We start from the raw sequence: 26,037 nt of genomic DNA on the forward strand, positions 1-26,037 counted from the left end.
CGTACGGAGCACGGAACATGTCGGAAACCCTCAAACACCGCCCGGTTTTACCAGAAGCACCCGTGGCGGTATCGGTCGCAGGGATTGCTATTATCGTTACGCGTTGCCTTAGCGTATTGATGCTAGCTAACGAACTGGGTTACGCCGAAATCGTTAATTTTGTTCATCGCAGCGCCCAAGCCTGGGATTCCACATTTATCTTTATTGCCAGCCAACTGATTTTTCTGTTTGAGCTACGCTGCGCGTTTACGTTGATGCGGGGCAGCAATCGCGGACGTTGGGGATATGTCGGGACACAGGTGATTGTGTTGTTTTATATGCTGATGGCTTCAATGGGATGGATCTACCCAGAAATATTCAGTATTAGCGGCGAGAGTAATGCGCAGATTATCCACCATACGCTGTTGCAGAAGCTACCGGACGTTGTGGTGCTGATGCTGCTTTTCCTGCCTGTCAGCAGCCGCGTCTTTTTCCATAAGCGTTGAACGCACGCCTGCCGCAACTCTGCTTTGTCAGGTTTTAGCGGTTGCCGAGCGATTGATGAACGAGGGTGGGCCAGCGTAGCAATTATCTGAACTGAGGACAGTGCAGAACCGGTCAGACAATGACCTTGCTGGCCCATAATACTTATTCGGGGAACCACTTCTGATTGAGCTGCTGCCAGCTGCCATTAGCTTTCATTTCAGCCAGTGCGCTATTCAACTTCTCGCGTAACTCTTCGTTACCTTTGCGTACTGCGATACCTAAACCGGTGCCAAAGTAATCGGTATCGGTGACATGTTCACCCACGGTAGCGAGATCGTTATTGGTTTTTAACCACTGATTAACCACTGCGCTGTCGCCAAATACGCCATCCAGACGACCGTTTTTCATATCCAGAATTGCGTTCTGGTAGCTGTCATAGGCCACCATCACGACTTCAGGATGTTTATCCTGCAAGAATTTCTGATGCGTGGTGCCGTTCTCTACGCCAATGCGCTTGCCTTTCAGCTGGCTGAAATCGTTGAATTTACCTTTGCGAGCAATAACGATGGCGGAGTTAGCGTAATAAGGCTGCGTGAAATCGACCTGTTTACTGCGATCGGGCGTGATGTCCATGCCGGAGATCACCGCATCGTAACGACGGAATTTCAACGACGGAATCAAGCTGTCAAAAGCGTTATTGGTAAACGTACAGTCTGCTTTCATCTGCTGGCATAACGCTTTAGCCAAATCGATATCGAAGCCGACAAGCTGATTTTCACGATCCAGAGATTCAAAAGGGGGATAGGTTGCCGAAGAGGCAAAACGGATTTTCTCCGCAGCGTGGGCATTCATTGCCAGGGTTGCCAGTGCAGCGGCAACAATCCATTTTTTCATGATACGGCTCCTGTAAAACGTCATTAGCACAGCGTTTGGACGCGTTACAAGATGCCACTAAATGAATCTTTATGCAATATCTGTGAGTAAACAAGTGAAAAAGGCGAGAATTCTCGCCTAAATATCAGTTTCGGCGCTCAAATGCCAGCGCGCGCTTTTCGATCAGACGCATCATCAAAGTGAGTAAACCGTTGACGCACAGATAAACCAGACCCGCCGCCGCGAACACGGTGACATCGTAGGTGCGTCCGTACAGCAATTGTCCGTGTCCCATCACTTCCATCAGCGTAATGGTATAAGCCAGGGAGGTGCCTTTAAACACCAGCACCACTTCATTGGAATAGGATGAAAGGGCGCGTTTAAAGGCGTAAGGCAGCAGGATGCGCAGCGTATCTTTGCGGTTCATCCCAAGCGCAGCACAGGATTGCCATTGACCAGCAGGGATGGCACGCACAGCACCATAAAAAAGCTGCGTGGTATAAGCCGCACTGTTTAGTGACAGTGCCAACATGGCACACAGCCACGGTTGTGACAGCAGATGCCACAACCAGGGAATCTGTTGAATGCTCGGGAACTGGCCGGGACCGTAATAGATCAAGAATATTTGTACGAGCAGCGGCGTGCCGGTAAACAGCGTAATAAAACATTTTACCAGCGGTGTCAGCAGCGGCATTTTAAGTGACAGCACCACGGTGAACAGCAATGACAGCACCAGCGCCACGATCAGCGAGGCCACAGTCAGTGTCAGGCTGGTATGCAGCCCTTTCATTAATTCGGGTAGATACTCAAGCATCAGCTGTTTCCCCGCTCAAAACGGGTAGTGCGTAATTCAATGCGGCGTAATACCGCCTGGCTGAACAACGTAATAACCAGATAAATAGCCGCCGCCACTAAAAACCAGGTAAACGGCTCTTGAGTGCGGGTCGCAATGCTTTTGGTTTGCAGCATCAGGTCATTTACGCTAATCAACGATACCAGTGCCGTATCTTTCAGCAATACCAGCCATTGGTTGCCTAAGCCTGGCAAGGCGTGCCGCCACATCTGCGGCATAATCAGACGAAAAAATATGGCTGATTTCTTCATGCCCAGCGCCTGACCCGACTCCCATTGTCCCACCGGCACCGCTTTTAATGCGCCGCGCAGGGTTTGGGATGCATAAGCGGCATAAAGCATCGCCAAGGCAATCACGCCACACAGGAAGGGGCTGACGTCGAAGTTTTCGATCTGCATCTGTATCGGCAACTGGAACAGGCCGAAATTGAGGGTAAAGCCGTCAGATAAGATCAGCAGCAGCTGCGAGGCGCCGAAATAGATAAACAGCACCACCAGAATTTCCGGCAGGCCGCGGATCAACGTGACTAAACCTGTACCGAGCCACGCCAGCGGTTTCCAGCGCACCGATTCCCAGCCAGCAAAAATCATCGCCAGCACCAGGCCAGCGATGAGAGCACAAACGGCAAGGCCGACGGTCATACCGGCGGCGCTTGCGAGTGGAATCATTTCATTCATTGAAAATTACTGTTGGAACCATTTGCTGTAGATGGTTTTGTAAGTGCCGTCTGCTTTGACTTTATCCAACGCGGCGTTGAATTTAGTCTGCAGATCGCTGTTACCCATGCGTACTGCGATACCCAAACCGGTACCGAAATAGGCTTTGTCCGTGACTTTTTCACCGACAGGTGCCAGCGCAGTGTTCTGCTTCAGCCATTCGTTTACCACTGCGGTATCACCAAAGACGGCATCGATACGGCCATTTTTCAGGTCAAGAATCGCGTTCTGGTAGCTGTCGTAAGGTACGGTGGTAATTTCACTGTGTTTTTCGGTCAAATATTTCTGGTGCGTGGTGCCATTCTGAACCCCAACACGTTTGCCTTTCAGCGCTGCTACATCAGCCACTTTGCCTTTCTGCGCAACAAACAGCGCGGAGTTATCGTAATAAGGCTTGCTGAACAGAACCTGCTTTTCACGCTCTGGCGTGATATCCATGCCGGCCATAACGGCATCAAAACGACGGAATTTCAGGCTTGGGATTAAACTGTCAAAGGCCTGATTGGTGAAAGTACAGGTTGCGTCGATCTCTTTACACAGTGCGTTAGCCAGATCGACATCGAAGCCCTGAATTTTGTTGTCTGAGTCAACAAACTCAAACGGAGGATAAGAGGCTTCAGTGGCGAAGCGAATCGTTTGAGCGGCTGATGCGCTCAGGCTCAATCCAGCAAGCAGTGCAGCAAGTACAACTTTTTTCATTTTTAGCATCCTGACTTAGTGCGAAAGGTAGTTGGCAAACGCTTCGGTTTGCGGCTGTGTAAATCGGCTGGCGTCGCCCTGTTCCACAATATGACCGTTCTCCATGTAAACCACGCGGCTGGCAGTTTTACGTGCCACTTCCACTTCATGGGTAACGATTACTTGGGTAATTTGGGTCTGCGCCAGCTCGCGAATAATGCTGACAATCTGGGCGGTGATTTCGGGATCGAGCGCGGCAGTAGGCTCATCGAATAGCAATACCTGAGGTTCCATCATCAACGCACGCGCAATAGCGACGCGCTGTTGCTGACCGCCGGAAAGATGCAGCGGGAAGCGATCGCTATAAGGCGTTAAGCGCAGGCGATCCAACAGCTTGTCGGCGCGTGCTTTTGCATCCGCTTTGCTTAAACCCAAGACGCGGCAGGGCGCTTCAATCAGGTTTTGCAACACAGTGAGGTGCGGCCAAAGATTATATTGCTGAAAAACCATGCCGACATTTTGGCGAAGTTCGCGAATTGCCGCGTCAGAGGGCTTTTTGCTGAAATCGAACTGGTTTCCGGCGATCTGCAAATGGCCAGAGCGCGGATGCTCCAGCAAATTCAGTACGCGCAGCAGAGAACTTTTGCCTGCGCCGCTCGGACCGAGCAGCACCAGCGTTTCGCCCTGCGGGCATTCCAGGTTAATGTCAAACAGCGCCTGATGAGCACCGTAGAAGCAGTTAATTGCGTTTAGTTGAATACTCATGCGCCAAATATGAATAGCTATTAGTGTCGTGGATTTTAACGTCCTCAGAATAGTTATGCAATTGAGGTGGGTTAAAATTTATGAAACAGCAGCAAAACCCTAAAAGCGTAGCACAATATCGCGCCTTTCCCCTTCACGTTTGGCTGGGTTGCGTGTTTATCCTTGAACTGAAACTAAAAGCGCACCACATTGCTGCAGTACGCTTTTTTTATCTAAATGACTGAAAAATAATGTATTACTTCTTCTCGTATTCCAGCGTCTGACCCAGCGTGCCGCTACCCGGATGTGACCAGTTGGCCGCATAACGTATGTCGTCAACTACCCAGCAGGTGCCTTCACGGATCATCAATACTTCATCCTGCCATTGTTTACCGTCACGGCTCAGATCAACACGCAAAGGAATATTATGCGCATCGCTGTTAGGAATAGTGGAGGCGTCCGCTACGCTGGCTACCGTTGGACCTTGCGCCAGGCTGGAGAAGAGATCGCCGTTGCGCCATGCGCCATTTTTGGTGTTGCCGTTGGCGGCAAGTAACGTTTGATAAAGGTGATCGCTTAGATAAGGACGATATTTTGCCAGCGTGCTGCTGTCAGGCAAACCCTGCGTAGGCTGGGCAACGCGCAGGTCATAAAACTGCTGGGCAACGCTATCAGGACCGCCCTCAGCGCAGGATGCTGTACGTGGGCCATTATCCTTGATGACCGGCTCAACCGTGGTACAGGCGCTAAGCAGCACTGCCGCAGGTATCAACAGCGCAAAGGCTTTGTTTCTCATCTCGATTTCCTTATTGTTCTCTGGCAAAGCGCCATTTTTAGCATAGAGTATAGCCGTGCTTTTTAGTCGAAAGAGCCTTAGTCCGCTTTGTTAAGGTTTTAGTCTGGTTTTCAGAGAAGGAGAACACGATGAAATTGTCTACCACGCCTACGCTAGAAGGGCACCGCATTACCGAATATTGTGGCGTTGTAACGGGTGAAGCGATTTTGGGCGCGAATATTTTCCGTGACTTTTTTGCCGGTATTCGCGACATCGTCGGCGGTCGCTCGGGCGCCTACGAGAAAGAGTTACGTAAGGCGCGAGAAATCGCGTTCAAAGAACTGCAAGAACAGGCAAAAGCATTAGGCGCTAATGCGGTTGTGGGGATTGATATCGATTACGAAACCGTCGGCAAAGACAGCAGCATGTTGATGGTGAGTGTAAGCGGCACGGCGGTCATCGTTAGTTGAAAAAATGGATACTAATACTGGCAGCGATCCTATTGTCTGGCTGCCAGTCTGGCGTGGAATCACGTAAGGGTTACTGGGCCGATTTACGCCATCCGGCTCAAGGTGCGCGCCCGCGTATCAAGGTGATTGTGATTCACTACACCGCCGAAGACTTCTCATCTTCACTCGCTACTTTGACCGATAATCAGGTCAGTGCGCATTACCTTATCCCGCGCCAGCCGCCACAACGCGAGGGCAAAGGCATTATCTGGCAGTTAGTTCCCGAGCGTGATTTAGCCTGGCATGCTGGCCCCAGCTTTTGGCGCGGTGCTACGCGCATCAACGATACGTCAGTGGGTATCGAACTGGTGAACAGTGGTTATCGACGCACGCTAACCGGGCGCGAATGGCAAGCTTTTACCCCGGCGCAAATCGCATCGCTAAGCGCACTAGTGAAAGACGTGGCGCAGCGTTACGGCATCGCGCCTGAGAATATTGTCGGGCACAGCGATATCGCTTCGCAGCGCAAACAGGATCCGGGCCCCCGTTTCCCTTGGCAGCAACTGGCGCAGCAAGGTATTGGCGCGTGGCCAGATGCCGATCGTGTGCAGGTTTATTTAGCCGGAAAAGCCGCGCAGACGCCGGTGCCAACGGCACAGGTGATGGAATTGCTGCAGCGCTACGGTTACGCGGTGACGCCAGAGATGACGCTACCTCAGCAGCAAAATCTGATCGCCGCCTTTCAGATGCACTTTCGGCCAACTGATTATCGCGGACTACCGGATGCAGAAACCGCAGCGATTGCCGCCGCGCTACTGGAAAAATATGGCGCGGCGGAATAGCACGCTGTTACTGCTGTAAAAAGGCTTTCCAGTGCGTGACAACCTGTTCCAGCGCTGCCCGGTCAACATCAATATGCGTCACCAAACGTGTTGCTGGGCCGACGCTAATCAGCACATCACGCGCCTTCATCCACGCCTTGAGCGGTTCAACCTGTTCCGCAGGTACACGGACAAACAGCATATTGGTTTGCTGATCAACGACCTCAACGCCAATTTCATGCAGCTGTTGTCCCAGCCATGCGGCGTTGTCGTGATCCTCTTGTAAACGCGTCACGTTATGTTGCAGCGCATACAAACCGGCAGCCGCCAGAATACCGGCCTGGCGCATGCCGCCACCGGTCATTTTGCGCCAACGGCGTGCACGCTCAATGTAGGCTTCATCGCCACATAACAGCGATCCCACTGGCGTACCCAACCCTTTAGAAAGGCAAATTGTCAGGCTATCGCAATAGCGTGCGATGGCTTCCAGCGTGACCTTTTGAGCAACAACAGCGTTGAAAATACGTGCGCCATCAATATGCAGCGCCAGTTGGTGTTGGCGGGTAAAGGCAAAAGCTTCAGCCAGATAAGCCAGCGGCAGCACTTTACCATGATGGGTATTTTCCAGACTGAGCAGGCGAGTACGTGCAAAATGAATGTCATCAGGCTTGATTGCAGCAGCAATAGACGCCAACGGCAATGTGCCATCAGCGGCGGCTAAAATCGGCTGCGGCTGAATACTGCCAAGTACTGCAGCGCCGCCCGCTTCATATTTGTAGTTATGCGCTTGCTGGCCCACGATATATTCATCGCCGCGCTCGCAATGGCTGAGCAACGCGACCAAATTTGCTTGGGTACCGGTTGGAAAGAACAGCGCGGCAGCTTTGCCGCTCAAGTGCGCAGCTTCAGCTTCCAGTGCATTAACCGTAGGATCATCGCGATAGACGTCATCGCCGGTCTCTGCCGTCATCATCGCTTGCAACATCGCGGCACTAGGCCGGGTAACGGTATCACTGCGTAAATCGATCACGTTGCGCTCCTGAACTTTCCTGATTAATAAAAAAAAGCGGGCATGGCGCCCGCTTGCGAAGTTCTATGGTTTTACCGCAACCAGTTGGTTTTCGCCAGTTCAACCACTTCATCGCCGCGACCATTCAGAATGGCCCGCAGCATGTAAAGACTGAAACCCTTGGCCTGCTCCATTTTGATTTGTGGCGGCATCGCCAACTCCTCTTTGGCGGTGATAACGTCAATCAGCACTGGGCCATCATGGGAAAACGCCTGTTCCAGCGCGCCATTCAGATCAGACGCTTTTTCTACGCGGATACCTTTAATGCCACAGGCTTGCGCAATAGCGGCGAAGTCAGGATTGTCTAGCTCTGTGCCATCGGTTAAGTAACCGCCAGCCTTCATCTCCATCGCGACAAAACCCAGCACGCTGTTGTTGAAAATCACCAGTTTTACCGGCAACTTCAACTGCGCCACCGTAAGGAAATCCCCCATCAACATACTGAAACCGCCGTCACCACACAGCGCGACCACCTGACGATCGCGATCGATGGCCTGCGCGCCCAAGGCCTGCGGCATGGCGTTTGCCATTGATCCGTGGTTGAACGAGCCCAGTAAACGACGCTTCCCGTTCATCTTCAAATAACGCGCAGCCCAGACGGTGGGCGTACCCACGTCGCAAGTGAAAATAGCGTCATCGTTGGCGTAGTGGCTAATCTGCTGAGCAAGATATTGCGGATGAATGGCTTGCTTGTCGTTGGCATTGGCGAGATCGTCGAGATCTTTCCGTGCCTCAACATAATGTTTCAATGCGCTGTCGAGATGCTGACGATCGGTTTTATCCATCAGCTGCGGCAATATCGTCTGCAGGGTGGTTTTCACATCGCCGATGTAGGCTTGATCCACGCGACAGTGCGCGCCAAGGCTACCGGGATTGATATCCAGTTGAATAATTTTGGCTTTTTCCGGGTAGAAAGCGCGATAGGGAAATTGTGTTCCGAGCAGCACCAGCGTGTCAGCATTCATCATCGCGTGGAAACCTGATGAGAATCCGATAAGCCCGGTCATGCCGACATCGTAAGGATTGTCATATTCAATGTGTTCTTTGCCGCGCAGCGCATGAACGATAGGCGCTTTTAGCGTCGCGGCCAGCTCAACCACTTCTTTATGCGCACCTGCAACGCCACTCCCGCAAAGCAAAGTAATATTACTGGCTTCGTTTAGGGTTTGAACCAGACGCGCTAACTCTGCAGCTTGCGGTTGGATGTGTGGAAACTGTGGCGGATACCACGCCGCGCTCGCCGTTTCTGGCGCTAACTTCAGCGCAACATCGCCAGGGATGACCACCACTGACACGCCGCGATTCAGGATCGCTTTACGCATCGCGATGCCTAAGACTTGAGGTAATTGCTCTGGATTAGAAACCAACTCACAGTAATGGCTGCATTCGCGAAACAGCTCTTGTGGGTGCGTTTCCTGAAAATAGCCGCTACCGATCTCGCTGGAAGGAATATGTGCGGCAATGGCTAATACCGGAACATGGTTACGATGACAATCAAACAAGCCGTTAATCAGATGCAAATTGCCGGGACCACAAGAACCCGCGCAGACTGCCAGCTCACCGGTCACGTGCGCTTCTGCGCCTGCGGCAAACGCAGCAACTTCTTCATGGCGGGTTGGCATCCATTCAATGGTTCCCATGCGATTTAAGCTGTCACTCAGACCGTTAAGCGAATCACCGGTCACGCCCCAAATGCGTTTGACGCCTGCATTCTCAAGGGTTTTAGCGAGCAGCGCCGCAATGGTTTGTTTCATCATCTTCTCCTTTTGGTGATTGGCCATCCTGGCGATGGCACAACCGAAAGCGCAAAAAAAGAAGCTTAGACGAGGTTATCGAAACGCAGCCGTGAAAAAATGCGCTGCGTTTCGGCTCAGGGCGTTACGCGGAGAACAGGGCGATGAGAATAGGGGCCAGCAGGCTCATGACAAAACCATGCACTATCGCGGCGGGAACAATTTCCATGCCGCCTGCGCGTTGCAACACCGGCAGGGTGAAATCCATTGAGGTAGCGCCACATAAACCCAATGCACTGGAACGATGACGGGCAATTAAGGCCGGGATCAACATAATAGCAATCAGTTCGCGTAACAGGTCATTGAAGAACGCTGCGCTGCCAATGACCGGGCCAAACGCTTCGGTCATTAAAATACCGGACAGCGAATACCAGCCAAATCCGCTGGCCATTGCCAAACCGGTTTTTAACGGTAAACCCAACAGCAGCGCCGCAATCATACCGCCAATCAACGCACTCACTAACACGACGCTGGCGACAATCATGCCGCGGCGATTCAGGATAATTTGGCGCAGCGTCATGCCGCTGCCACGCAACTGTATTCCCACTAAAAACAGCAAGAAAATTAATGCGTATTCACTGGCTGCAGAGGCGTGATGAAGAAAGTTCCACTGTGTCAGGCCTAATAAAAATCCCACGATGACTACGCCGCACAGCTTGAGTGATTCCAGCGCCATATGCAGCCGCGACGGCAATTTTTCCTGTTTGTGAGCGTGTTGCCACGGTAAACGTTTTTCCAGCCAGAGCAACGCCAGTAGATTGCATAACATAATACAAACTGCGGCGACTGCGGCGGTGTGAAATACCGTGAGCAGATTGCGGCTAAGGTTATCAAGAAACGCCAAACTGATGCCCATGAAGAACAAGATGACATACACCATCCAGCTCAGTAAGCGATTAACTGCACGTAAAATTGCGGTTTTATGCAGAGGTAACAGCCAGCCCACGACCAGTGGAACAAGAATAATCAGAAGTCCGGAATACATAATTATTTAAGCCATCCGTGCGAAAGTGGCGACACGCTAGCGAAAAAGGCGCTAAGAGTAAACCCTGTAGAGAGAGTGGCTTGACCGGTTTGCGTTCGCCAACCATGCTTCGGTTAATAAGAGGATGAGCCACGTATGATTCTGCAACATATCGATATTCGCGGTTTTCGCGGCATCAGTCAGCTTTCCTTGCCGCTGACCCCCACCAACCTGTTAATCGGTGAAAACGCCTGGGGCAAATCGAGTCTGCTGGACGCACTTACACTGTTATTGTCACCGCAAACGGAAGATTATCAGTTTACGCCTGCTGATTTTTACTTTACGCCAGGCGACGTTAACGATCAGCGACGACGTCTGCAGATTGTGTTCCATTTCCGTGATGACCACAGCGATCAAGACGCGCTGCTTACGCCGTTCTGGCAACGGGACGCACAAGGGCAACGTTGGCTCTATTACAGTACGCGGGCGAAGCTGCGTGATGGCCATGTCAGCACAACACGGCGCTTTGTCGATCAGCAGGGCAACGTGTTACCTGAAGAGGGGACGGGAGCGGCTATTGGTTATCTGCTGCACAGGTATCCGGTGCTGCGATTGCGTGATGCGCGTTTTAGTCGTCGCAGGCGGGATAGCGAAAGCAATAACGATACGCGCACCGCCACCTTGAACCAGTTAGCGATGGAGCTTGATACGCTCACGCGAGATCTGGTGACGCAGCCGCAAACGCTGAGCGATGAGGTGCTGCGTCAAGGTTTGCAAACCATGCAACAATTGATGGAGCACTATTTTTTGGTGCAGCATCCCAAAGATGCCAGTGAAGCGCGCCGCATTGATCCGCAAGCGCGTGATGGCATGCAAGGATGGCGCTCGCTGGATAGGCTGAATAAACTGATATCGGGAACGGATTCGCGCAGTCGCCAGCTGATTTTACTGCGTATGTTTACGCTGCTGATACAAGCGCAGGGCAGTGAGCCGCTGGCTATTGGCGCACGACCGCTGCTGCTGATAGAAGATCCCGAAACGCGACTTCATCCGATTATGTTGTCAGTGGCATGGAATTTACTGGTGTTGCTGCCGCTGCAAAAAATCACGACCACCAATTCAGCTGAGCTGCTTTCACAGGTGCCGATTGAGAATGTGTGTCGGCTGGTACGAGAGCCTTCGCGGGTCGCTGCGTGGCGTATCGGCCCGGAAGGATTGAGTGCGGAAGATAGCCGGCGCATTGGGTTTCATATTCGCGTTAATCGTCCGTCTGCACTGTTTGCCCGCTGCTGGTTGCTGGTGGAAGGCGAAACTGAAGTGTGGATTATCAATGAGCTGGCGCAGCAATGCGGTCATCACTTTGCCGCAGAAGGGGTAAAAGTGATTGAGTTTGCTCAGTCAGGATTAAAGCCTTTACTCAAATTTGCCCGCCGCATGGGCATTGCCTGGCATGTGTTAACCGATGGTGATGATGCCGGCAATAAATATGCAGCTACAACGCGCAGCCAATTGCAGGAGGGGGACGAGGAATCACATCATCTTACCCAGCTTCCCGCGCTGGATATGGAAAATTTCCTTTATAAACAAGGGTTCGATGAAGTTTACCATCAGATGGCGCACCTGCCGTTAAACGCGCCCATGAATGCAAGGCGTATTATTACCCAAGCTCTTCATCATGCGTCGAAACCGGAACTGGCAATTGCCGTGGCGATGGCGGCGGCCGAGCGCGGCCCCGAGGCTATTCCAACGCTGATGCGCCAAATGTTTTCACGGGTGATTTGGCTGGCGCAGGGTAAAGCAGATTAGAAAGGTAACAAAAAAATGCCAGCGGCATGGGCTGGCATTTTTTTAGGGAATGTTCAGAATGGGGATAAACGTCAGGCTACAGCCTGCGCTTCTACTGGCACGATAAGACTGGCATGATTGCCTTTCGGACCTTGATGGACGTCAAACTGAACTTGTTGGCCGGCTTTAAGTGTTCTGTAACCATCCATCTTAATCGTTGAGTAGTGCGCGAAGATGTCTTCGCCGCCCCCGATTGGACAGATAAAGCCGAAGCCTTTGGCGTTATTGAACCATTTAACTGTACCCGTCTCCATGCTTTTACTTCCCTCGCAAGACATTTTATTAAGTAGGTGAGGTCATTTAAGCTGTGAGTCGAGTTTGATTAAAACTCAATCAGCTTGTGTCCGTAGAATGTAGAGAAACGGGCACTGGCGTCAAGCAAAGCGCCGGACTGCGCAGGGAGAAAATCACTAAAATTTGAGGTAGTTAACGCTATTGCGAATTTTGTGATACAGGTCGCGGAGGCTTTTTTCGGCTAAATTTCCATCATCGGCTGATAGCTTGACAAGCGTGTTAAACTCTAAATATGAACTGCAATGGGTTTATGAATGATGTGCGGAATCTCAACGGATCATTATGGCAAACAATAACGACTGGCTTAATTTTGAACATCTGGCCGAAGACAAAGTACGCGAAGGGTTAAAGCCGCCTTCAATGTATAAAGTCATTCTGAATAATGACGATTATACACCTATGGAATTTGTTATTGACGTAGTGCAAAAGTTCTTTTCTTATGATGTTGAACGTGCAACGCAGCTGATGTTGAAAGTTCACTACCACGGTAAAGCGATCTGTGGTGTATTTACTGCAGAAGTCGCCGAAACCAAAGCGGCCCAAGTGAACAATTATGCGCGGGAAAATCATCATCCTTTGCTGTGTACGCTGGAAAAAGCCTGATCCCGTCTCCATATAGGAAACAGGTCGTCAGAGCGATAATTGGGGGAGGTGCCTAATGCTCAATCAAGAACTGGAACTCAGTTTAAATATGGCTTTCGCCAGAGCGCGTGAGCACCGTCATGAATTTATGACCGTCGAGCATCTGTTACTGGCGCTGCTCAGTAACCCGTCGGCCAGAGAGGCACTGGAAGCCTGTACGGTGGATATTGTGGCTCTCCGGCAGGAGCTCGAAGCCTTCATCGAACAAACCACACCTGTGCTGCCTGCCAGTGAAGAGGAGCGTGATACGCAACCTACGCTCAGCTTCCAGCGTGTGTTACAGCGTGCGGTTTTCCATGTCCAGTCATCAGGCCGAAGCGAAGTCTCCGGTGCTAATGTGCTGGTTGCCATTTTTAGTGAGCAGGAGTCGCAAGCGGCTTACCTGCTGCGCAAACACGAAGTCAGCCGCCTTGATGTGGTGAACTTCATTTCTCACGGTACGCGTAAAGACGAACCCGGCCATGCGCCGAATGCAGAAAATCCGGTTAACGAAGAGCAAGCAGGCGGGGAGGATCGTATGGAAAACTTCACCACCAATCTCAATCAGCTTGCTCGCGTCGGCGGAATCGATCCGCTGATTGGTCGGGACAAGGAGCTTGAGCGTACCGTTCAGGTTTTATGCCGCCGTCGTAAAAATAACCCGCTGCTGGTGGGAGAATCGGGTGTCGGTAAAACCGCTATTGCTGAAGGTCTCGCCTGGCGTATTGTTCAGGGCGACGTGCCGGAAGTGATGAAAGATTGCACCATTTACTCTTTAGATATTGGTTCACTGCTGGCAGGCACTAAATATCGTGGCGACTTCGAGAAGCGTTTCAAAGCGTTGTTGAAACAGCTTGAGCAGGACAACAGCAGTATTCTGTTCATCGATGAAATCCACACCATTATTGGTGCGGGCGCGGCGTCAGGTGGCCAGGTTGATGCTGCTAACCTCATCAAACCGCTGCTTTCCAGCGGTAAGATTCGCGTTATGGGTTCAACGACTTATCAGGAATTCAGTAACATCTTTGAGAAGGATCGTGCTTTAGCACGTCGCTTCCAGAAAATTGATATCACTGAACCGTCGCTGGATGAAACCGTTCAAATCCTGAATGGCCTGAAACCGAAATACGAAGCGCATCACGATGTGCGTTATACCGCGAAAGCGGTGCGTGCAGCGGTGGAGCTGGCGGTGAAATATATCAACGATCGTCATTTGCCGGATAAAGCGATTGACGTTATCGACGAAGCGGGCGCTCGCGCTCGACTGATGCCAGCCAGCAAGCGCAAGAAAACGGTCAATGTGGCTGATATAGAATCAGTGGTGGCGCGTATTGCGCGTATCCCAGAGAAAAGCGTTTCAGCAAGCGATCGCGATACGCTTAAAAATCTGGGTGACCGCCTGAAAATGCTGGTATTTGGTCAGGACAATGCGATTGAAGCCCTGACTGAAGCGATCAAAATGAGCCGGGCGGGTCTGGGCCAGGATCGTAAACCGGTTGGTTCGTTCTTGTTTGCGGGTCCAACGGGCGTGGGTAAAACCGAAGTCACGGTTCAACTAGCAAAAGCATTGGGCATTGAGCTGCTGCGTTTCGATATGTCCGAGTATATGGAGCGTCATACCGTCAGCCGTTTGATTGGTGCGCCTCCGGGCTACGTTGGTTTTGATCAAGGTGGTTTGCTGACCGATGCGGTAATCAAACATCCTCATGCCGTTGTGCTACTGGATGAGATTGAGAAAGCGCACCCGGATGTCTTTAACCTGCTGTTGCAGGTCATGGATAACGGCATGCTAACGGACAACAACGGGCGTAAAGCGGACTTCCGCAATGTCGTGCTGGTGATGACGACAAACGCCGGTGTGCGTGAAACGGAACGTAAATCTATCGGCCTGATTCATCAAGACAACAGCACCGATGCAATGGAAGAGATCAAAAAGATCTTTACGCCAGAGTTTCGTAACCGCCTCGACAACATCATTTGGTTCCGTCACTTGTCTCCAGAGGTGATTCATCAGGTGGTCGACAAGTTTATTGTCGAGCTGCAAGCGCAGTTGGATGCAAAAGGTGTGTCGCTGGAAGTCAGTGACGAAGCGCGCGATTGGCTGGCTGAGAAAGGCTATGACAAAGCGATGGGTGCACGTCCGATGGCGCGTACCGTTCAGGAGAGCCTGAAGAAACCGTTGGCTAACGAACTGCTGTTTGGTTCGCTGGTGGATGGTGGATCGGTATCAGTTGGACTGGATAAAGAAAAAGGCCAGCTAACCTATCATTTCCTGAGTGCGGAAAAACGTAAAACAGAGGGCACCGTGCATTAATCACGGATGTCAGATAGAGAAAAGGCCGGATGAGAATCCGGCCTTTTTTTTGCTTGCTGATATTATTCAGCGGCGCGATGAGAGCAGCTTAGCGACTACGGAAGACAATGCGGCCTTTGCTCAGGTCGTACGGGGTCAACTCGACAGTCACTTTGTCGCCCGTCAGGATGCGGATGTAGTTTTTGCGCATTTTACCGGAGATATGAGCGGTAACCACGTGTCCGTTCTCAAGTTCTACGCGGAACATGGTGTTAGGTAACGTATCCAGTACGGTACCTTGCATTTCAATATTGTCTTCTTTGGCCATCGAATCCTCTGGGTGTACTACCTTTCAGTTGAACCGGCAAGATAATGCCCAATTCAACGATTTATGTAAAGAACCGTCGACGATTTTGCCAACGCTTCGCCGTGCTTCGCGTTATAACGCGAGCATCTCGGTTAAATTCGGGTGTTTTATGTGACGTCTGCGGGGGAGTTAGCGGGCTAAGAATCTGTATCAACCGGTTACACGCGCACGATTGAACAGTTCCGAGAGTGCGTTGAGATTCCCAGCCTGGCAATTCCGGCTTACTACTATCAAGCGCGGACGACATACCAAACTCGATTATTATATCACTTTTACCGCTTTATGTGTGCAAAACATCTGTATAGGTTTAAAAAAGGGTTTGCGTACGCCAGCAGCCTTCGCTGACCGGTTGCCACGCAAGGCTTTGCACATATTGCAGATAATCTACACGGGGGATTTCCCTCGCACCTAAAGACGCAGTATGCGGGTTAAGTACCTGACAATCCACCAAACGACCCTGGTGTTTTACGAAGTGTTGGCAAAATACCCAGAGTGCGGTTTTCGAGGCATTCTCCTGACGACTAAACATCGACTCGCCGCAGAATATTTGGCCTAACGCTAAACCATACATGCCGCCGACTAAACGTTGCCCATTCCAGACTTCAATCGAATGCGCATGACCGAGTTCATATAATCGCAACCAGGCGCGTTTAACTTCGAAAGTAATCCAGGTGCCTTCCTCACGTCCAGTAGCGCAGCCTTCAAGAACGTCGGCGAAAGACTCGTTCATGGTCACGCGATAAGGTGACTGCTTGTGGAAACGCTTCATGCTGCGACTGAGATGAAAATACTCAGGCAGTAGCACGGCACGAGGATCGGGCGACCACCATAAAATAGGGTCGCCGGGCGAAAACCAGGGAAAAATTCCACGTTGATACGCATTCAGTAAACGAGCAGGGGAGAGATCGCCACCCATTGCCAGCAAGCCGTTAGGTTCGCGCAAGGCCATTTCAGGCGGTGGGAAATGCAATGACTCCCTTGAAAGTTGTACCAGTCTCATGACGTTATTTTACCTGTCAGCTATTCGCTAGAACTATAGCGCAAAGCGTTGCTGGAAACGCCAATAGCGACCCGTTTTTGAGATTAATTCCTTATGGCTGCCTTGCTCAATAATTGCACCATTTTCCATTACGCAGATGCGATCCATAAGATGTAAGCCACTCAGGCGGTGGGTAACGATGATCACCGTTTTCCCCTGAGTGACCTGATTCAGCAACGTCAAAATTTGCTGCTCCGTACTGGCATCTAAACCTTCAGTAGGTTCATCGAGCAACCAAAGATCGCCATCATGCAGAAGTGCGCGTGCAATGGCTAAACGCCGCAGTTCGCCACCTGAAAGCGGGCGTCCGCCTTCACCAAGCCAGGCATTTAAGCCCTCATCATTCTCAAGTAAACATTGCAGTTCGACCTGAACCAGCACTGCTTTGAGCTTCTCATCAGTTGCGGTTGGAGAAGCAATAAGCAAATTATCGCGCAACGTTTGGCTAAATAAATGGACTCGCTGTGTCACCATGCTAATACGCTGACGTAGTTGCGCTTCATCCCACGCCTGAAGCGCAACATCATTGAGCGCTATGGTGCCGTGCTGACTTTCCCAGGCGCGCGTCAATAAGGCTAACACCGTTGATTTACCGCAACCGGTTGGTCCGAGCAAAGCGATATGCTCGCCAGCCCGGATATTCAGGGAGAAATCGCTGAGCACGGCGTCGGGTCGATCAGGATAAGAGAAATAAAGATTTTCGATAATGACTTCAAGGCTACCTGTTCTGACATCAGCAACCAAAGGGAAAATTATCGTAGGCTCTCGACCAATGATGTCATTTACGCGTTGCGCAGCCGTAATGACCTGGGATAATGGCAGAAACGCACCAGCAACCGGTGCCAGCGCTTCGAAAGCGGCTAGCGCGCAAAACACCACTAACGCAATGAGGGAGCCCGGTAACTGCTGTGCTTCAATTGTCGTTGCGCTGACCCAAAGCAGAAGAGTTACGGTAAAACCGCTAATCAGCAACAGTAGGCTTTGTGCTAAAGCGTGTAGGCGCTGCTGTTGACGCTGTGCTTGCTGCCACTGCTGTTCTTGATCATTAAGCTGTTTCCGCCAAGAGGAAGCTGCGCCATAGAGCGTGAGTTCCGCCTGTCCGCTCAGCCAATGCATGAACTGCATGCGCCAATGAACACGCCCTTGCGCGATTGCCCGGCCTGCTGGTGCACCAAGATGATAAAACAGCGGCGGAAAAAGCAGCAGCGTTGCTAACATGAAACCCCCCAAAATTAATGCTAATTGCAGGTCAATCAGGCTGAGTGCTGGCGTGACCAGCATAATGACCACAAAGGCACCCGCTAGCGGGGAAATAACACGCAAATAAAGGTGATCGAGCGCATCTACATCGCCAACAAAACGATTTAACAGGTCAGATTGACGAAAATCAGCAAGTTGACCGGGTGATAAGGCAATCAGGCGGCTAAAGGTGAACACACGCAGATGTTGCAATACGCGGAAAGTGGCATCGTGACTCACAAGGCGTTCAAAATAACGGGCAGCGGTACGTATGATGGCAGCACCGCGAACACCCGCCGCGGGTAGCATGTAGTTGAAGCTGTAGAGTCCCGCAAAACCCGCAACAGAGGACGCCGCCAGAAACCAACCAGAAAGAGTAAGAAGGCCAATGCTGGCCAGCAAAGTAATCATGGCTAACGCCATGCCTAAGGCTAAGCGATAAGGATGGCGCAACCAGAGACGGAGGAAAGGATGCAATGCAGACATCAGGAAATCTCCTGCTGACGGTGCTTCATCATCTGTTTAAACGCACCGGATTGTTCACTTAGCTGATGCCAGTTTCCTTGCTGTATAAGCTGTCCGTTTTGCATCACCCAAATTGCATCCCATTCCTTAAGATTATCGAGTTGGTGAGTAATCATTAGCGTAGTTTGCTGCCTGGCAGCTTGGTTGAGCGCCTGCATGACCAGCGATTCACTAAGGGCATCAAGACTGGCGGCGGGTTCATCCAGTAATAACAAGCGTGCTGGTTTATACAATGCGCGTGCAACAGCGATGCGCTGTGCCTGACCAACCGATAAACCTGTACCGCCATCGCCCAGAATTGTCTTCAGACCCTGAGGCAGCCGCGGTAGAAATTCGTTTATTCCGCAGGTTTTTAATGACTCGGTAAAACGGCTTTCACTATAAGACTCATTCATCAAAATATTGTCGCGAATTGTCGAGGCCGGCAGATGGGGGTTTTGTCCGACCCAAGCCAAATGTTGGTGCCAGTTATCACGAATAATATCGCGTAACTCCATCCCATTAACGCGGAGAGAGCCTTGATAAGGTAAAAAGCCCAGTAACGCATTCATTAATGCGCTCTTGCCTGCGCCACTTTGCCCAACCAGCGCCACGCGTTGATTAGCTGGCAGATGGAAAGTTAACGGGCCACACAGCGTTTTTCCGTTTGGCGCGCAAATCAGCAGGTTTTCAGCCCTGACTTCAATCGAATCATTTGACGCGAAAGGGGTTTCACCTTGATTGGCAACGTTGTCCGGAGTTTCGTGCATGAATTTTTCAAGCGCATCAGCGCCGCCAACTGCTTGCGCTTTGGCGTGATAAAAGGTGCCGAGATCACGCAGCGGTTGAAAAAATTCAGGGGCCAATATCAGCACTAAAAAACCGGTAAAAAGCGTAACGCCATGGCCATAATCGCCAAAATGCAGTTCGCCTAAATAGGAAAAGCCAAAGTAAACCGCGACCACCGCGATAGCCAATGAAGCAAAAAACTCCAGCACGGCAGAAGAGAGAAAAGCAAGGCGCAGCACTTCCATAGTGCGCTGGCGAAAATCTGTGGTTGAGGCCGCAATAGCCTCTTTTTCCGCTTCGCCCCGATGAAAAAGGCGCAGCGTTTCGCGCCCACGCAGGCGATCAAGAAAGTCACCGCTCAGTCGTGCAAGCGCGCTGAAATTACGACGATTAGCATCAGCAGCTCCCATGCCGACCAAGGCCATGAACAGCGGAATCAAAGGCGCGGTGACAAACAGAATTAAGCCGGCGGTCCAGTTTAGAGGAAAGAGGGTGAACAGAATGCAAAAGGGGATAAGAACGGCAAGCGTCATTTGAGGAAGATAGCGCGCATAGTAATCCTGCATATCTTCAATTTGCTCCAGTAATAACGTTGCCCAACTGCCAGCCGGTTTCCCCTGAATCCAGGCGGGACCGAGTACAGCCAGACGATCAATGATCTGCTTTCGAAGGGCCTGACGAATGGCCTGGCCAGCACGAAACCCAGCGTGTTCCCGAGCATAATTTAATGCCGCGCGCAGGACAAAGCACAGCATTAACAGCATGAAATGGGTCAGCAGCGTATCGCGTGATTGTTGTTCAATAATCAGCGCTTGCAGCAATGAGGCCATTAGCCAGGCTTGAGCAATAATAACCAGCGCGCTGGCAAAACCCAGCAGCGTGGTCAGTCGCAACCATCGTCCAGCGTGACTGCGTTGCTGGCGAAGCCAGCGGGTAAGATGCTGTTGCCGCGATTTATTCATGCGATACCGTGGAGAATGCTGAAGGCGAATGCAGAATTAGGACGTTTCCTGCTTCTATAGGCGCATGAATCTAGCATGGCGACAATAAAAAAGGCGACTGAAAAACAGTCGCCTTTATTGATTACGATCAGGAAATGAATAACTTATCGATCGTTTTTAACCAAACCGTCGAGATAACGTTCTGCATCCAATGCAGCCATACAACCGGTACCCGCTGAAGTAATTGCCTGACGGTAGATATGATCCATGACATCACCTGCGGCAAATACGCCTGGAATGCTGGTTTGGGTCGCGTTACCGTGCAGACCAGACTGGACTTTGATGTAGCCATTTTCCAGATCCAGCTGTCCATCAAAGATGGCAGTGTTCGGACTGTGACCAATGGCCACAAACAGACCCGCGACTTCCAGCGCTTCAGTTTCTTGCTCGTTAAGCGTGGAGCGCAATGTTAAACCGGTAACGCCCATCTGATCGCCCACCACTTCTTCCAGCGTGCGGTGAGTATGCAGAACAATATTCCCGCTACTTACTTTTTCCATCAGTCGATCAATCAGAATCTTCTCTGCACGGAAGCTGTCACGACGATGAATCAGGTGCACTTCTGAAGCGATATTGGCGAGATAAAGCGCTTCTTCCACGGCGGTATTACCGCCGCCAATAACCGCGACTTTCTGCTGGCGGTAGAAGAAACCATCACAGGTTGCGCAGGCTGAAACGCCTTTGCCTTTAAACGCTTCTTCCGACGGCAGACCAAGGTAACGTGCAGAGGCGCCAGTGGCGATGATCAGCGCATCAGCGGTGTATTCAGCGCTGTCACCGGTCAAACGGAAAGGACGATTCTGTAAATCGACAGTGTGAATGTGGTCAAAAATGATTTCAGTATTAAATTTCTCAGCATGCTCATGCATGCGTTCCATCAGAGATGGACCTGTCAGATCGTGCGGGTCACCCGGCCAGTTTTCAACTTCTGTCGTGGTGGTTAACTGACCGCCTTTTTCAAGCCCAGTAATTAAAACCGGATTCAGGTTGGCGCGTGCAGCGTAAACGGCTGCGGTATAACCCGCTGGACCGGAGCCCAGAATGAGTAACTTACTGTGTTTTGCCGTACTCATGCTTTCCTCAGTTTCATTCGGCTGACATAGCCTGCGATTGTAGGGAATATCCTGATGGAATGACAAGGCTTGCACGATTTTGTTAACGATAGCTGCAAATGGCGTAGACGATGATGATAGTTTCCGCCTCTCCTTTGCGCCAAAAGGGGGCAAAAATCGGCTTTTTGTGGTGCAGCTGTTCAAAAATACTCATTTAAAAACAGTTACCCAGAGGACTGTCTGGCATCTTGTACTGGATTTGGACATTTTACTTTGACAATCGCCTGCGCATTTGCGAAAACAGTGTCAGAAGCGAAGAATGTTAATCGGATCAAAACAGGGTTTAATGCCTCGTTTTGCGCGCAACACCGAATAAAAGCAGCCTGACATTGGTAATGACGCATGATGTGGACAGACAACATGCGTCATGCGGATGAGTGCCTTAACGCACAGGCTCTACAACTTCACTTCAAAAATGCCCCGAACAATGAGCGTTTTCAGGGCGTGGCAGGTAAAGGGAAGGAATTAAGAGAGACAATAATAATGGTAGACAATAAGAAACGCCCCGGGAAAGACCTCGACAGAATCGACAGAAATATTCTGAATGAACTGCAGAAAGATGGTCGTATTTCAAACGTGGAACTTTCCAAACGCGTAGGATTATCGCCTACGCCGTGTCTTGAGCGTGTGCGCCGCCTTGAGCGTCAAGGTTTTATCCTGGGCTACACCGCACAATTAAACCCGCATTATCTGGATGCATCACTGCTGGTGTTCGTTGAGATTACTCTGAATCGTGGCGCGCCAGATGTGTTTGAGCAATTTAACGCCGCTGTACAAAAACTTGAGGAAACTCAAGAGTGTCACCTCGTTTCGGGTGATTTCGACTACCTGCTTAAAACGCGTGTACCTGACATGTCTGCCTATCGCAAACTGTTGGGCGAAACCTTGTTGCGTCTGCCAGGCGTTAACGACACGCGTACTTATGTGGTGATGGAAGAGGTCAAACAGAGCAATCGTCTGGTGATCAAAACTCGCTGATGCGGGGCAGGTGCAAAACCTGTGGGATTTCGGTACACTCCTGTGAATTCATACAGGACCAGCGTCGGGAGTGCCCGACGCTGTTGCTTCATACTTTACAGGCACCTGGAGAGTTCTCTTGAGCCAGGAATACACAGAAGATAAAGACGTTTCGTTACAATCGCTGAGCAGTGGACGCCGTCTACTCGAAGCGTTGCTCATCCTGGTGGCGCTTTTTGCCATTTATTTGATGGTTTCATTGGTCAGTTTTAATCCTTCCGATCCAAGCTGGTCGCAAACGGCCTGGCATGAACCCATTCACAACATTGGCGGCAGCGTTGGCGCCTGGCTTGCTGACACCTTACTTTTCATTTTTGGTGTGATGGCTTACGCCATTCCGCCGGTCATTCTGGGGCTGTGTTGGATCGCTTTTCGTCAGCGTGACAATCAAGACTACTTCGACTATTTCGCGGTTGGCCTGCGTTTGATTGGTGTTTTGGCGCTGGTAGTCACCACCTGCGGCATGGCTGCTTTGAATGCTGATGATATTTGGTATTTCGCTTCCGGCGGTGTGATCGGCAGCCTGGTCAGTAATGCCATGGCGCCTTGGTTAAATCCTGCGAGTGGAACGTTAGCATTGCTGTGTGTCTGGGCAGCGGGTGTCACGCTCTACACTGGTTGGTCATGGCTGACCATTGCGGAGCGCATTGGGGGTGTGGTCATGGGTGTATTAACCTTTGCCAGCAACCGGTCGCGCCACGATGAGCCATGGCAAGAAGACGAAGAGTATGAGGCTGAACACGCATCGACCTCCCGTTCACGTGCTATTCAGCATGATGACGATGAAGAGGATATTTTGCTGGCGGCGCCACGTAATGTGGCTGCTGAAAGCGTGCCCGCTGAAGAAGCTGTCTCAGCTGAAGATGTTCTCTTGTCAAACCAGGATCCCTTGTTAGCGAAAGCGGCTGCAGCAACCAGCGCAGCTGTTGCTACAACTGTGGAAGCTGCGCACGTCGAATTAGCGCCATTACCTGCCGTTGCGCCAGTTTCTTCAGTTGCTGTGCCATCAACAGTTGCACCTGCCGTAGCAGCACAGGTTTCTGCACCGATAAACAATGGCCAACCTCAGGTTCAGACTGCACCAGAAGCGTCGCCGCCGCTTTATCGGTTTGAAATTCCAGAAGATAAACCTGCTCAAGCACCGCCGTTTACCGCCTTTGAAGATAACGAGCCGAAGATGGGCAACTGGCGTGAAAGCGCATCTTCAATGCCAGAAACACCTTCCGCAGTAACGCGAGTAGCAGCGACAGCCGCTGCCGCTGCATCCGTTGCAACAAGAACAACCCCTACATTTGACCTTGCGCCAGAAGTGAATCCTAACCCGCAGGTCAAACAAGGGATCGGGCCTTCGTTGCCGCGTCCTAATCCGGTTAAGTTGCCGACGCGTCGTGAATTAGCCTCTTACGGCATCAAATTACCCTCACAACGCATGGCGGAAGAAAAAGCCAAAGCAGAAGAGTCGAGCACGGTTCAGTCAGGCGTATCTTCAGAACAAAATGCCATCTGGGCACCAGAAGACGAAGAAGCATTGCAGCAGGCAGAACTGCGTGAAGCGTTCCAGTCTGGGCAACAGCAACGCTATGGCGAAAGCTGGCAGCAAGATGAAGAGGATGAAGAAGCGTTACAGCAAGCTTCGCTCGCCCGTCAGTTTGCTGAACAACAGCAGCAGCGTTATGTGCCTGAGCGTGAAGCGCCTGCGGCACCCGTATTTAATCTGGATACGGCTTCCGCCTTTGATTTTTCTCCAATGAAAGATCTCATCGATGATGGCCCAACCGAGCCTCTGTTCACCATTGCTGCTACGCCAGAGCCAGAAGAACCTGCGGTTTCGCATGAGCCGTGGCAGCAAGTGGCAGAAGTTTCTGCGCCCCAGGCACCCGCACAGGTTCCGGTGCCAGAAGCGCCTTCAACTTTTGCTGCGCCAGTTCAGCCTCCGGTTCCGGCTGCACATTCTTCTTATGCTGCGCCAGTGCCAACGCCAGCGGTCGAAGAAGCGAAACCTTCAGTGCATGACAGCCTGATCCATCCCTTCTTGATGCGTCATGAACACCCGTTGGAGAAACCGTCAACGCCACTCCCAACGCTCGATCTGCTGACGGCTCCGCCAGAAGAGGAAGAGCCGGTGGATATGTTTATGCTGGAGCAAACGGCGCGGCTGGTGGAGTCTCGCTTGGGCGATTACCGCGTAAAAGCGGAAGTGGTTGGCATTTCGCCTGGCCCAGTCATTACGCGTTTCGAACTGGATCTGGCACCTGGTGTAAAAGCGGCGCGAATCTCAAATCTTTCACGAGACCTGGCTCGCTCGCTTTCTGCAGTGGCGGTGCGTGTAGTTGAAGTGATTCCGGGCAAGCCATATGTCGGACTGGAGTTACCCAATAAACATCGCCAGACGGTTTATCTCCGTGAAGTGCTGGATTGCGCAAAATTCCGCGATAATCCTTCTCCGCTGGCGATCGTGTTAGGTAAAGATATTGCGGGGCAACCGGTGGTCGCGGATCTGGCTAAGATGCCGCACTTGCTGGTAGCGGGTACAACCGGTTCTGGTAAGTCTGTGGGCGTTAACGCCATGATTATCAGTATGCTTTATAAAGCGACGCCTGAAGAGGTGCGCTTCATCATGATTGACCCGAAAATGCTGGAGTTGTCCGTCTATGAAGGCATTCCGCATCTGTTAACCGAAGTGGTTACAGACATGAAGGACGCCGCTAATGCGCTGCGCTGGAGTGTGGGCGAGATGGAGCGCCGTTATAAGCTGATGTCTGCTTTGGGTGTGCGTAATCTGGCGGGTTACAACGAGAAAGTTGAGCAAGCTGAAGCCATGGGCCGTCCAATACCCGATCCATTCTGGAAGCCGGGCGATAGCATGGATATGACACCGCCGGTGTTGGAAAAACTGCCTTACATTGTGGTTCTGGTGGATGAATTTGCCGATTTGATGATGGCCGTCGGTAAAAAAGTGGAAGAGCTTATTGCCCGCCTGGCGCAAAAAGCCCGTGCCGCAGGTATCCATCTGGTGCTGGCAACGCAACGTCCTTCCGTTGACGTGATTACCGGCTTGATTAAGGCGAACATTCCAACCCGTATCGCCTTTACGGTATCGAGCAAAATTGATTCACGTACCATTCTTGATCAGGCCGGTGCTGAGTCACTGTTGGGGATGGGTGACATGCTTTATATGCCGCCTAACTCTTCAATGCCGGTGCGTGTTCATGGCGCATTTGTTCGCGACCAGGAAGTGCATGCCGTTGTTCAGGACTGGAAAGCGCGCGGTCGCCCACAATACATCGAAAGCATCACCGCTGGCGAAGAGAATGAAAGTGGTGGCGGCGGAATGGACAGCGACGAAGAGCTTGATCCGCTGTTTGATCAGGCAGTCGCCTTTGTGGTGGATAAACGTCGTGCGTCAATTTCAGGTGTTCAACGTCAGTTCCGCATTGGTTATAACCGTGCGGCGCGCATTATTGAGCAGATGGAAGCGCAAAGCATTGTTTCTCCTCCGGCACACAACGGCAATCGCGAAGTGTTAGCGCCGCCGCCGCACGAAATGTAGTTCGGATAAAAACACGCATGTAAACAGCAGCAATGAGCCAGTTTAGACTGGCTCATTGTTTATCAGCAGATCATCCCCATATCAGACTATGCTTTCGGTTTTTTCTCCTGTCTAAAAAGCAGGATTGCAGCCAGGCTTAATGCAGTTATCAATGGGAAACGAGAAG

At 51.4% G+C, this 26,037-nt stretch carries 24 protein-coding genes; 9 read left to right on the plus strand and 15 right to left on the minus strand.

The window, feature by feature from the left end; genetic code table 11:
* Window positions 1-17: 17 nt before the first annotated feature.
* Window positions 18-485: a YbjO family protein gene (locus ACF2G4_RS02340; protein WP_243078259.1), complete on the plus strand. Its 468-nt coding sequence runs from the start codon at window positions 18-20 to the stop codon at window positions 483-485.
* Window positions 486-627: 142 nt separating this feature from the next.
* Here the strand turns inward: ACF2G4_RS02340 and artJ (ACF2G4_RS02345) are convergent, their stop codons facing one another.
* From artJ (ACF2G4_RS02345) to artP, 5 genes are all read right to left on the minus strand, one after another.
* Window positions 628-1,359, minus strand: a complete 732-nt coding sequence (gene artJ / locus ACF2G4_RS02345; RefSeq protein WP_215847216.1) for an arginine ABC transporter substrate-binding protein — start codon at window positions 1,357-1,359, stop codon at window positions 628-630.
* A 124-nt stretch (window positions 1,360-1,483) separates the two neighbouring features.
* The gene (gene artM / locus ACF2G4_RS02350) at window positions 1,484-2,152 is read right to left on the minus strand and encodes an arginine ABC transporter permease ArtM (RefSeq protein ID WP_332627456.1); all 669 of its coding nucleotides are present in this window, start codon (window positions 2,150-2,152) and stop codon (window positions 1,484-1,486) included.
* Entirely contained in the window at window positions 2,152-2,868 is a 717-nt protein-coding gene (gene artQ, locus ACF2G4_RS02355) for an arginine ABC transporter permease ArtQ (RefSeq protein WP_243078257.1), read from the minus strand. The genes artM and artQ overlap by 1 nt, the downstream gene beginning before the upstream one ends.
* A 6-nt stretch (window positions 2,869-2,874) precedes the next feature.
* Window positions 2,875-3,606 (minus strand): arginine ABC transporter substrate-binding protein, encoded by a 732-nt coding sequence (gene artJ, locus ACF2G4_RS02360; protein ID WP_409075444.1) that lies wholly within the window; start codon window positions 3,604-3,606, stop codon window positions 2,875-2,877.
* 15 nt (window positions 3,607-3,621) lie between these two features.
* The gene (artP, locus tag ACF2G4_RS02365; protein WP_215847213.1) at window positions 3,622-4,350 is read right to left on the minus strand and encodes an arginine ABC transporter ATP-binding protein ArtP; all 729 of its coding nucleotides are present in this window, start codon (window positions 4,348-4,350) and stop codon (window positions 3,622-3,624) included.
* Between the two features lie 80 nt (window positions 4,351-4,430).
* Here artP and ACF2G4_RS02370 point away from each other — a divergent pair, with 80 nt between their 5' ends.
* Window positions 4,431-4,574, plus strand: coding sequence for a hypothetical protein (locus tag ACF2G4_RS02370; RefSeq protein WP_409075445.1), 144 nt, complete (start codon window positions 4,431-4,433; stop codon window positions 4,572-4,574).
* A gap of 11 nt (window positions 4,575-4,585) precedes the next feature.
* On the opposite strand, the gene ACF2G4_RS02375 is transcribed toward ACF2G4_RS02370, so the two are convergent.
* Window positions 4,586-5,125 carry a lipoprotein gene (locus tag ACF2G4_RS02375; RefSeq protein ID WP_215847211.1) on the minus strand — a complete coding sequence of 180 codons (540 nt, stop codon included), beginning with the start codon at window positions 5,123-5,125 and terminating at the stop codon, window positions 4,586-4,588.
* A 128-nt stretch (window positions 5,126-5,253) separates the two neighbouring features.
* Between ACF2G4_RS02375 and ACF2G4_RS02380 the strand changes: the two genes are divergently transcribed.
* Together ACF2G4_RS02380 and ACF2G4_RS02385 are read left to right on the plus strand one after the other, a co-directional pair.
* Window positions 5,254-5,574, plus strand: coding sequence for a heavy metal-binding domain-containing protein (locus ACF2G4_RS02380; protein WP_215847210.1), 321 nt, complete (start codon window positions 5,254-5,256; stop codon window positions 5,572-5,574).
* Window positions 5,571-6,395 (plus strand): N-acetylmuramoyl-L-alanine amidase, encoded by an 825-nt coding sequence (locus tag ACF2G4_RS02385; protein ID WP_409075446.1) that lies wholly within the window; start codon window positions 5,571-5,573, stop codon window positions 6,393-6,395. Before ACF2G4_RS02380 ends, ACF2G4_RS02385 begins: the two co-directional genes overlap by 4 nt.
* Before the next feature lie 7 nt (window positions 6,396-6,402).
* On the opposite strand, the gene ltaE is transcribed toward ACF2G4_RS02385, so the two are convergent.
* The 3 genes from ltaE to ACF2G4_RS02400 all read right to left on the minus strand — a co-directional run bounded on the left by ltaE (window position 6,403) and on the right by ACF2G4_RS02400 (window position 10,221).
* Window positions 6,403-7,404, minus strand: a complete 1,002-nt coding sequence (ltaE, locus tag ACF2G4_RS02390; RefSeq protein WP_409075447.1) for a low-specificity L-threonine aldolase — start codon at window positions 7,402-7,404, stop codon at window positions 6,403-6,405.
* A 71-nt stretch (window positions 7,405-7,475) separates the two neighbouring features.
* Complete coding sequence (poxB, locus tag ACF2G4_RS02395; protein WP_409075937.1) at window positions 7,476-9,197, minus strand: ubiquinone-dependent pyruvate dehydrogenase; 1,722 nt, start codon at window positions 9,195-9,197, stop codon at window positions 7,476-7,478.
* Between the two features lie 124 nt (window positions 9,198-9,321).
* Window positions 9,322-10,221, minus strand: a complete 900-nt coding sequence (locus tag ACF2G4_RS02400) for a lysine exporter LysO family protein (protein WP_215847207.1) — start codon at window positions 10,219-10,221, stop codon at window positions 9,322-9,324.
* 135 nt (window positions 10,222-10,356) lie between these two features.
* On the opposite strand from ACF2G4_RS02400, the gene ACF2G4_RS02405 reads away from it, so the two are divergent.
* On the plus strand, window positions 10,357-12,006 hold the full coding sequence (locus tag ACF2G4_RS02405) for a DUF2813 domain-containing protein (protein ID WP_409075448.1): 1,650 nt from the start codon (window positions 10,357-10,359) through the stop codon (window positions 12,004-12,006).
* Between the two features lie 71 nt (window positions 12,007-12,077).
* On the opposite strand, the gene cspD is transcribed toward ACF2G4_RS02405, so the two are convergent.
* Window positions 12,078-12,299: a cold shock-like protein CspD gene (gene cspD / locus ACF2G4_RS02410; protein ID WP_193403324.1), complete on the minus strand. Its 222-nt coding sequence runs from the start codon at window positions 12,297-12,299 to the stop codon at window positions 12,078-12,080.
* Window positions 12,300-12,621: 322 nt separating this feature from the next.
* On the opposite strand from cspD, the gene clpS reads away from it, so the two are divergent.
* Window positions 12,622-12,942: an ATP-dependent Clp protease adapter ClpS gene (clpS, locus tag ACF2G4_RS02415; protein ID WP_215847206.1), complete on the plus strand. Its 321-nt coding sequence runs from the start codon at window positions 12,622-12,624 to the stop codon at window positions 12,940-12,942.
* A gap of 55 nt (window positions 12,943-12,997) precedes the next feature.
* Window positions 12,998-15,274 (plus strand): ATP-dependent Clp protease ATP-binding subunit ClpA, encoded by a 2,277-nt coding sequence (gene clpA, locus ACF2G4_RS02420; protein ID WP_215847205.1) that lies wholly within the window; start codon window positions 12,998-13,000, stop codon window positions 15,272-15,274.
* Window positions 15,275-15,362: 88 nt separating this feature from the next.
* Here clpA and infA read toward each other — a convergent pair whose 3' ends face one another.
* From infA to trxB, 5 genes are all read right to left on the minus strand, one after another.
* Entirely contained in the window at window positions 15,363-15,581 is a 219-nt protein-coding gene (gene infA, locus ACF2G4_RS02425) for a translation initiation factor IF-1 (RefSeq protein WP_002211347.1), read from the minus strand.
* Window positions 15,582-15,927: 346 nt separating this feature from the next.
* Complete coding sequence (gene aat / locus ACF2G4_RS02430; RefSeq protein ID WP_215847204.1) at window positions 15,928-16,620, minus strand: leucyl/phenylalanyl-tRNA--protein transferase; 693 nt, start codon at window positions 16,618-16,620, stop codon at window positions 15,928-15,930.
* 33 nt (window positions 16,621-16,653) lie between these two features.
* The gene (gene cydC / locus ACF2G4_RS02435) at window positions 16,654-18,384 is read right to left on the minus strand and encodes a heme ABC transporter ATP-binding protein/permease CydC (protein ID WP_409075449.1); all 1,731 of its coding nucleotides are present in this window, start codon (window positions 18,382-18,384) and stop codon (window positions 16,654-16,656) included.
* A complete protein-coding gene (gene cydD, locus ACF2G4_RS02440) occupies window positions 18,384-20,153 on the minus strand; it encodes a heme ABC transporter permease/ATP-binding protein CydD (RefSeq protein ID WP_409075450.1) in 1,770 nt (589 codons plus the stop codon). The genes cydC and cydD overlap by 1 nt, the downstream gene beginning before the upstream one ends.
* Before the next feature lie 143 nt (window positions 20,154-20,296).
* Window positions 20,297-21,265, minus strand: coding sequence for a thioredoxin-disulfide reductase (gene trxB / locus ACF2G4_RS02445; protein WP_332627480.1), 969 nt, complete (start codon window positions 21,263-21,265; stop codon window positions 20,297-20,299).
* Window positions 21,266-21,787: 522 nt separating this feature from the next.
* Between trxB and lrp the strand changes: the two genes are divergently transcribed.
* Complete coding sequence (lrp, locus tag ACF2G4_RS02450) at window positions 21,788-22,282, plus strand: leucine-responsive transcriptional regulator Lrp (protein WP_006118610.1); 495 nt, start codon at window positions 21,788-21,790, stop codon at window positions 22,280-22,282.
* 118 nt (window positions 22,283-22,400) lie between these two features.
* On the plus strand, window positions 22,401-25,871 hold the full coding sequence (locus tag ACF2G4_RS02455; RefSeq protein ID WP_409075451.1) for a DNA translocase FtsK 4TM domain-containing protein: 3,471 nt from the start codon (window positions 22,401-22,403) through the stop codon (window positions 25,869-25,871).
* Window positions 25,872-26,037: the final 166 nt, after the last annotated feature.

The sequence above is a fragment of the Pantoea phytostimulans genome (genome assembly GCF_046118715.1).
GTDB classification, from domain to species: domain Bacteria; phylum Pseudomonadota; class Gammaproteobacteria; order Enterobacterales; family Enterobacteriaceae; genus Pantoea; species Pantoea phytostimulans.

Bases quoted from the DNA above. Each gene is read 5' to 3' on its own strand.
- lrp (WP_006118610.1), top strand. From the start codon at position 21,788: ATGGTAGACAATAAGAAACGCCCCGGGAAAGACCTCGACAGAATCGAC.
- cydD (WP_409075450.1), bottom strand. From the start codon at position 20,153: ATGAATAAATCGCGGCAACAGCATCTTACCCGCTGGCTTCGCCAGCAA.
- ACF2G4_RS02375 (WP_215847211.1), bottom strand. From the start codon at position 5,125: ATGAGAAACAAAGCCTTTGCGCTGTTGATACCTGCGGCAGTGCTGCTT.
- clpS (WP_215847206.1), top strand. From the start codon at position 12,622: ATGGCAAACAATAACGACTGGCTTAATTTTGAACATCTGGCCGAAGAC.
- infA (WP_002211347.1), bottom strand. From the start codon at position 15,581: ATGGCCAAAGAAGACAATATTGAAATGCAAGGTACCGTACTGGATACG.
- ACF2G4_RS02340 (WP_243078259.1), top strand. From the start codon at position 18: ATGTCGGAAACCCTCAAACACCGCCCGGTTTTACCAGAAGCACCCGTG.
- artM (WP_332627456.1), bottom strand. From the start codon at position 2,152: ATGCTTGAGTATCTACCCGAATTAATGAAAGGGCTGCATACCAGCCTG.
- artQ (WP_243078257.1), bottom strand. From the start codon at position 2,868: ATGAATGAAATGATTCCACTCGCAAGCGCCGCCGGTATGACCGTCGGC.
- clpA (WP_215847205.1), top strand. From the start codon at position 12,998: ATGCTCAATCAAGAACTGGAACTCAGTTTAAATATGGCTTTCGCCAGA.
- ACF2G4_RS02405 (WP_409075448.1), top strand. From the start codon at position 10,357: ATGATTCTGCAACATATCGATATTCGCGGTTTTCGCGGCATCAGTCAG.
- ACF2G4_RS02400 (WP_215847207.1), bottom strand. From the start codon at position 10,221: ATGTATTCCGGACTTCTGATTATTCTTGTTCCACTGGTCGTGGGCTGG.
- cydC (WP_409075449.1), bottom strand. From the start codon at position 18,384: ATGTCTGCATTGCATCCTTTCCTCCGTCTCTGGTTGCGCCATCCTTAT.
- artJ (WP_215847216.1), bottom strand. From the start codon at position 1,359: ATGAAAAAATGGATTGTTGCCGCTGCACTGGCAACCCTGGCAATGAAT.
- cspD (WP_193403324.1), bottom strand. From the start codon at position 12,299: ATGGAGACGGGTACAGTTAAATGGTTCAATAACGCCAAAGGCTTCGGC.
- poxB (WP_409075937.1), bottom strand. From the start codon at position 9,197: ATGAAACAAACCATTGCGGCGCTGCTCGCTAAAACCCTTGAGAATGCA.
- trxB (WP_332627480.1), bottom strand. From the start codon at position 21,265: ATGAGTACGGCAAAACACAGTAAGTTACTCATTCTGGGCTCCGGTCCA.
- ACF2G4_RS02380 (WP_215847210.1), top strand. From the start codon at position 5,254: ATGAAATTGTCTACCACGCCTACGCTAGAAGGGCACCGCATTACCGAA.
- ACF2G4_RS02370 (WP_409075445.1), top strand. From the start codon at position 4,431: ATGAAACAGCAGCAAAACCCTAAAAGCGTAGCACAATATCGCGCCTTT.
- artP (WP_215847213.1), bottom strand. From the start codon at position 4,350: ATGAGTATTCAACTAAACGCAATTAACTGCTTCTACGGTGCTCATCAG.
- artJ (WP_409075444.1), bottom strand. From the start codon at position 3,606: ATGAAAAAAGTTGTACTTGCTGCACTGCTTGCTGGATTGAGCCTGAGC.
- aat (WP_215847204.1), bottom strand. From the start codon at position 16,620: ATGAGACTGGTACAACTTTCAAGGGAGTCATTGCATTTCCCACCGCCT.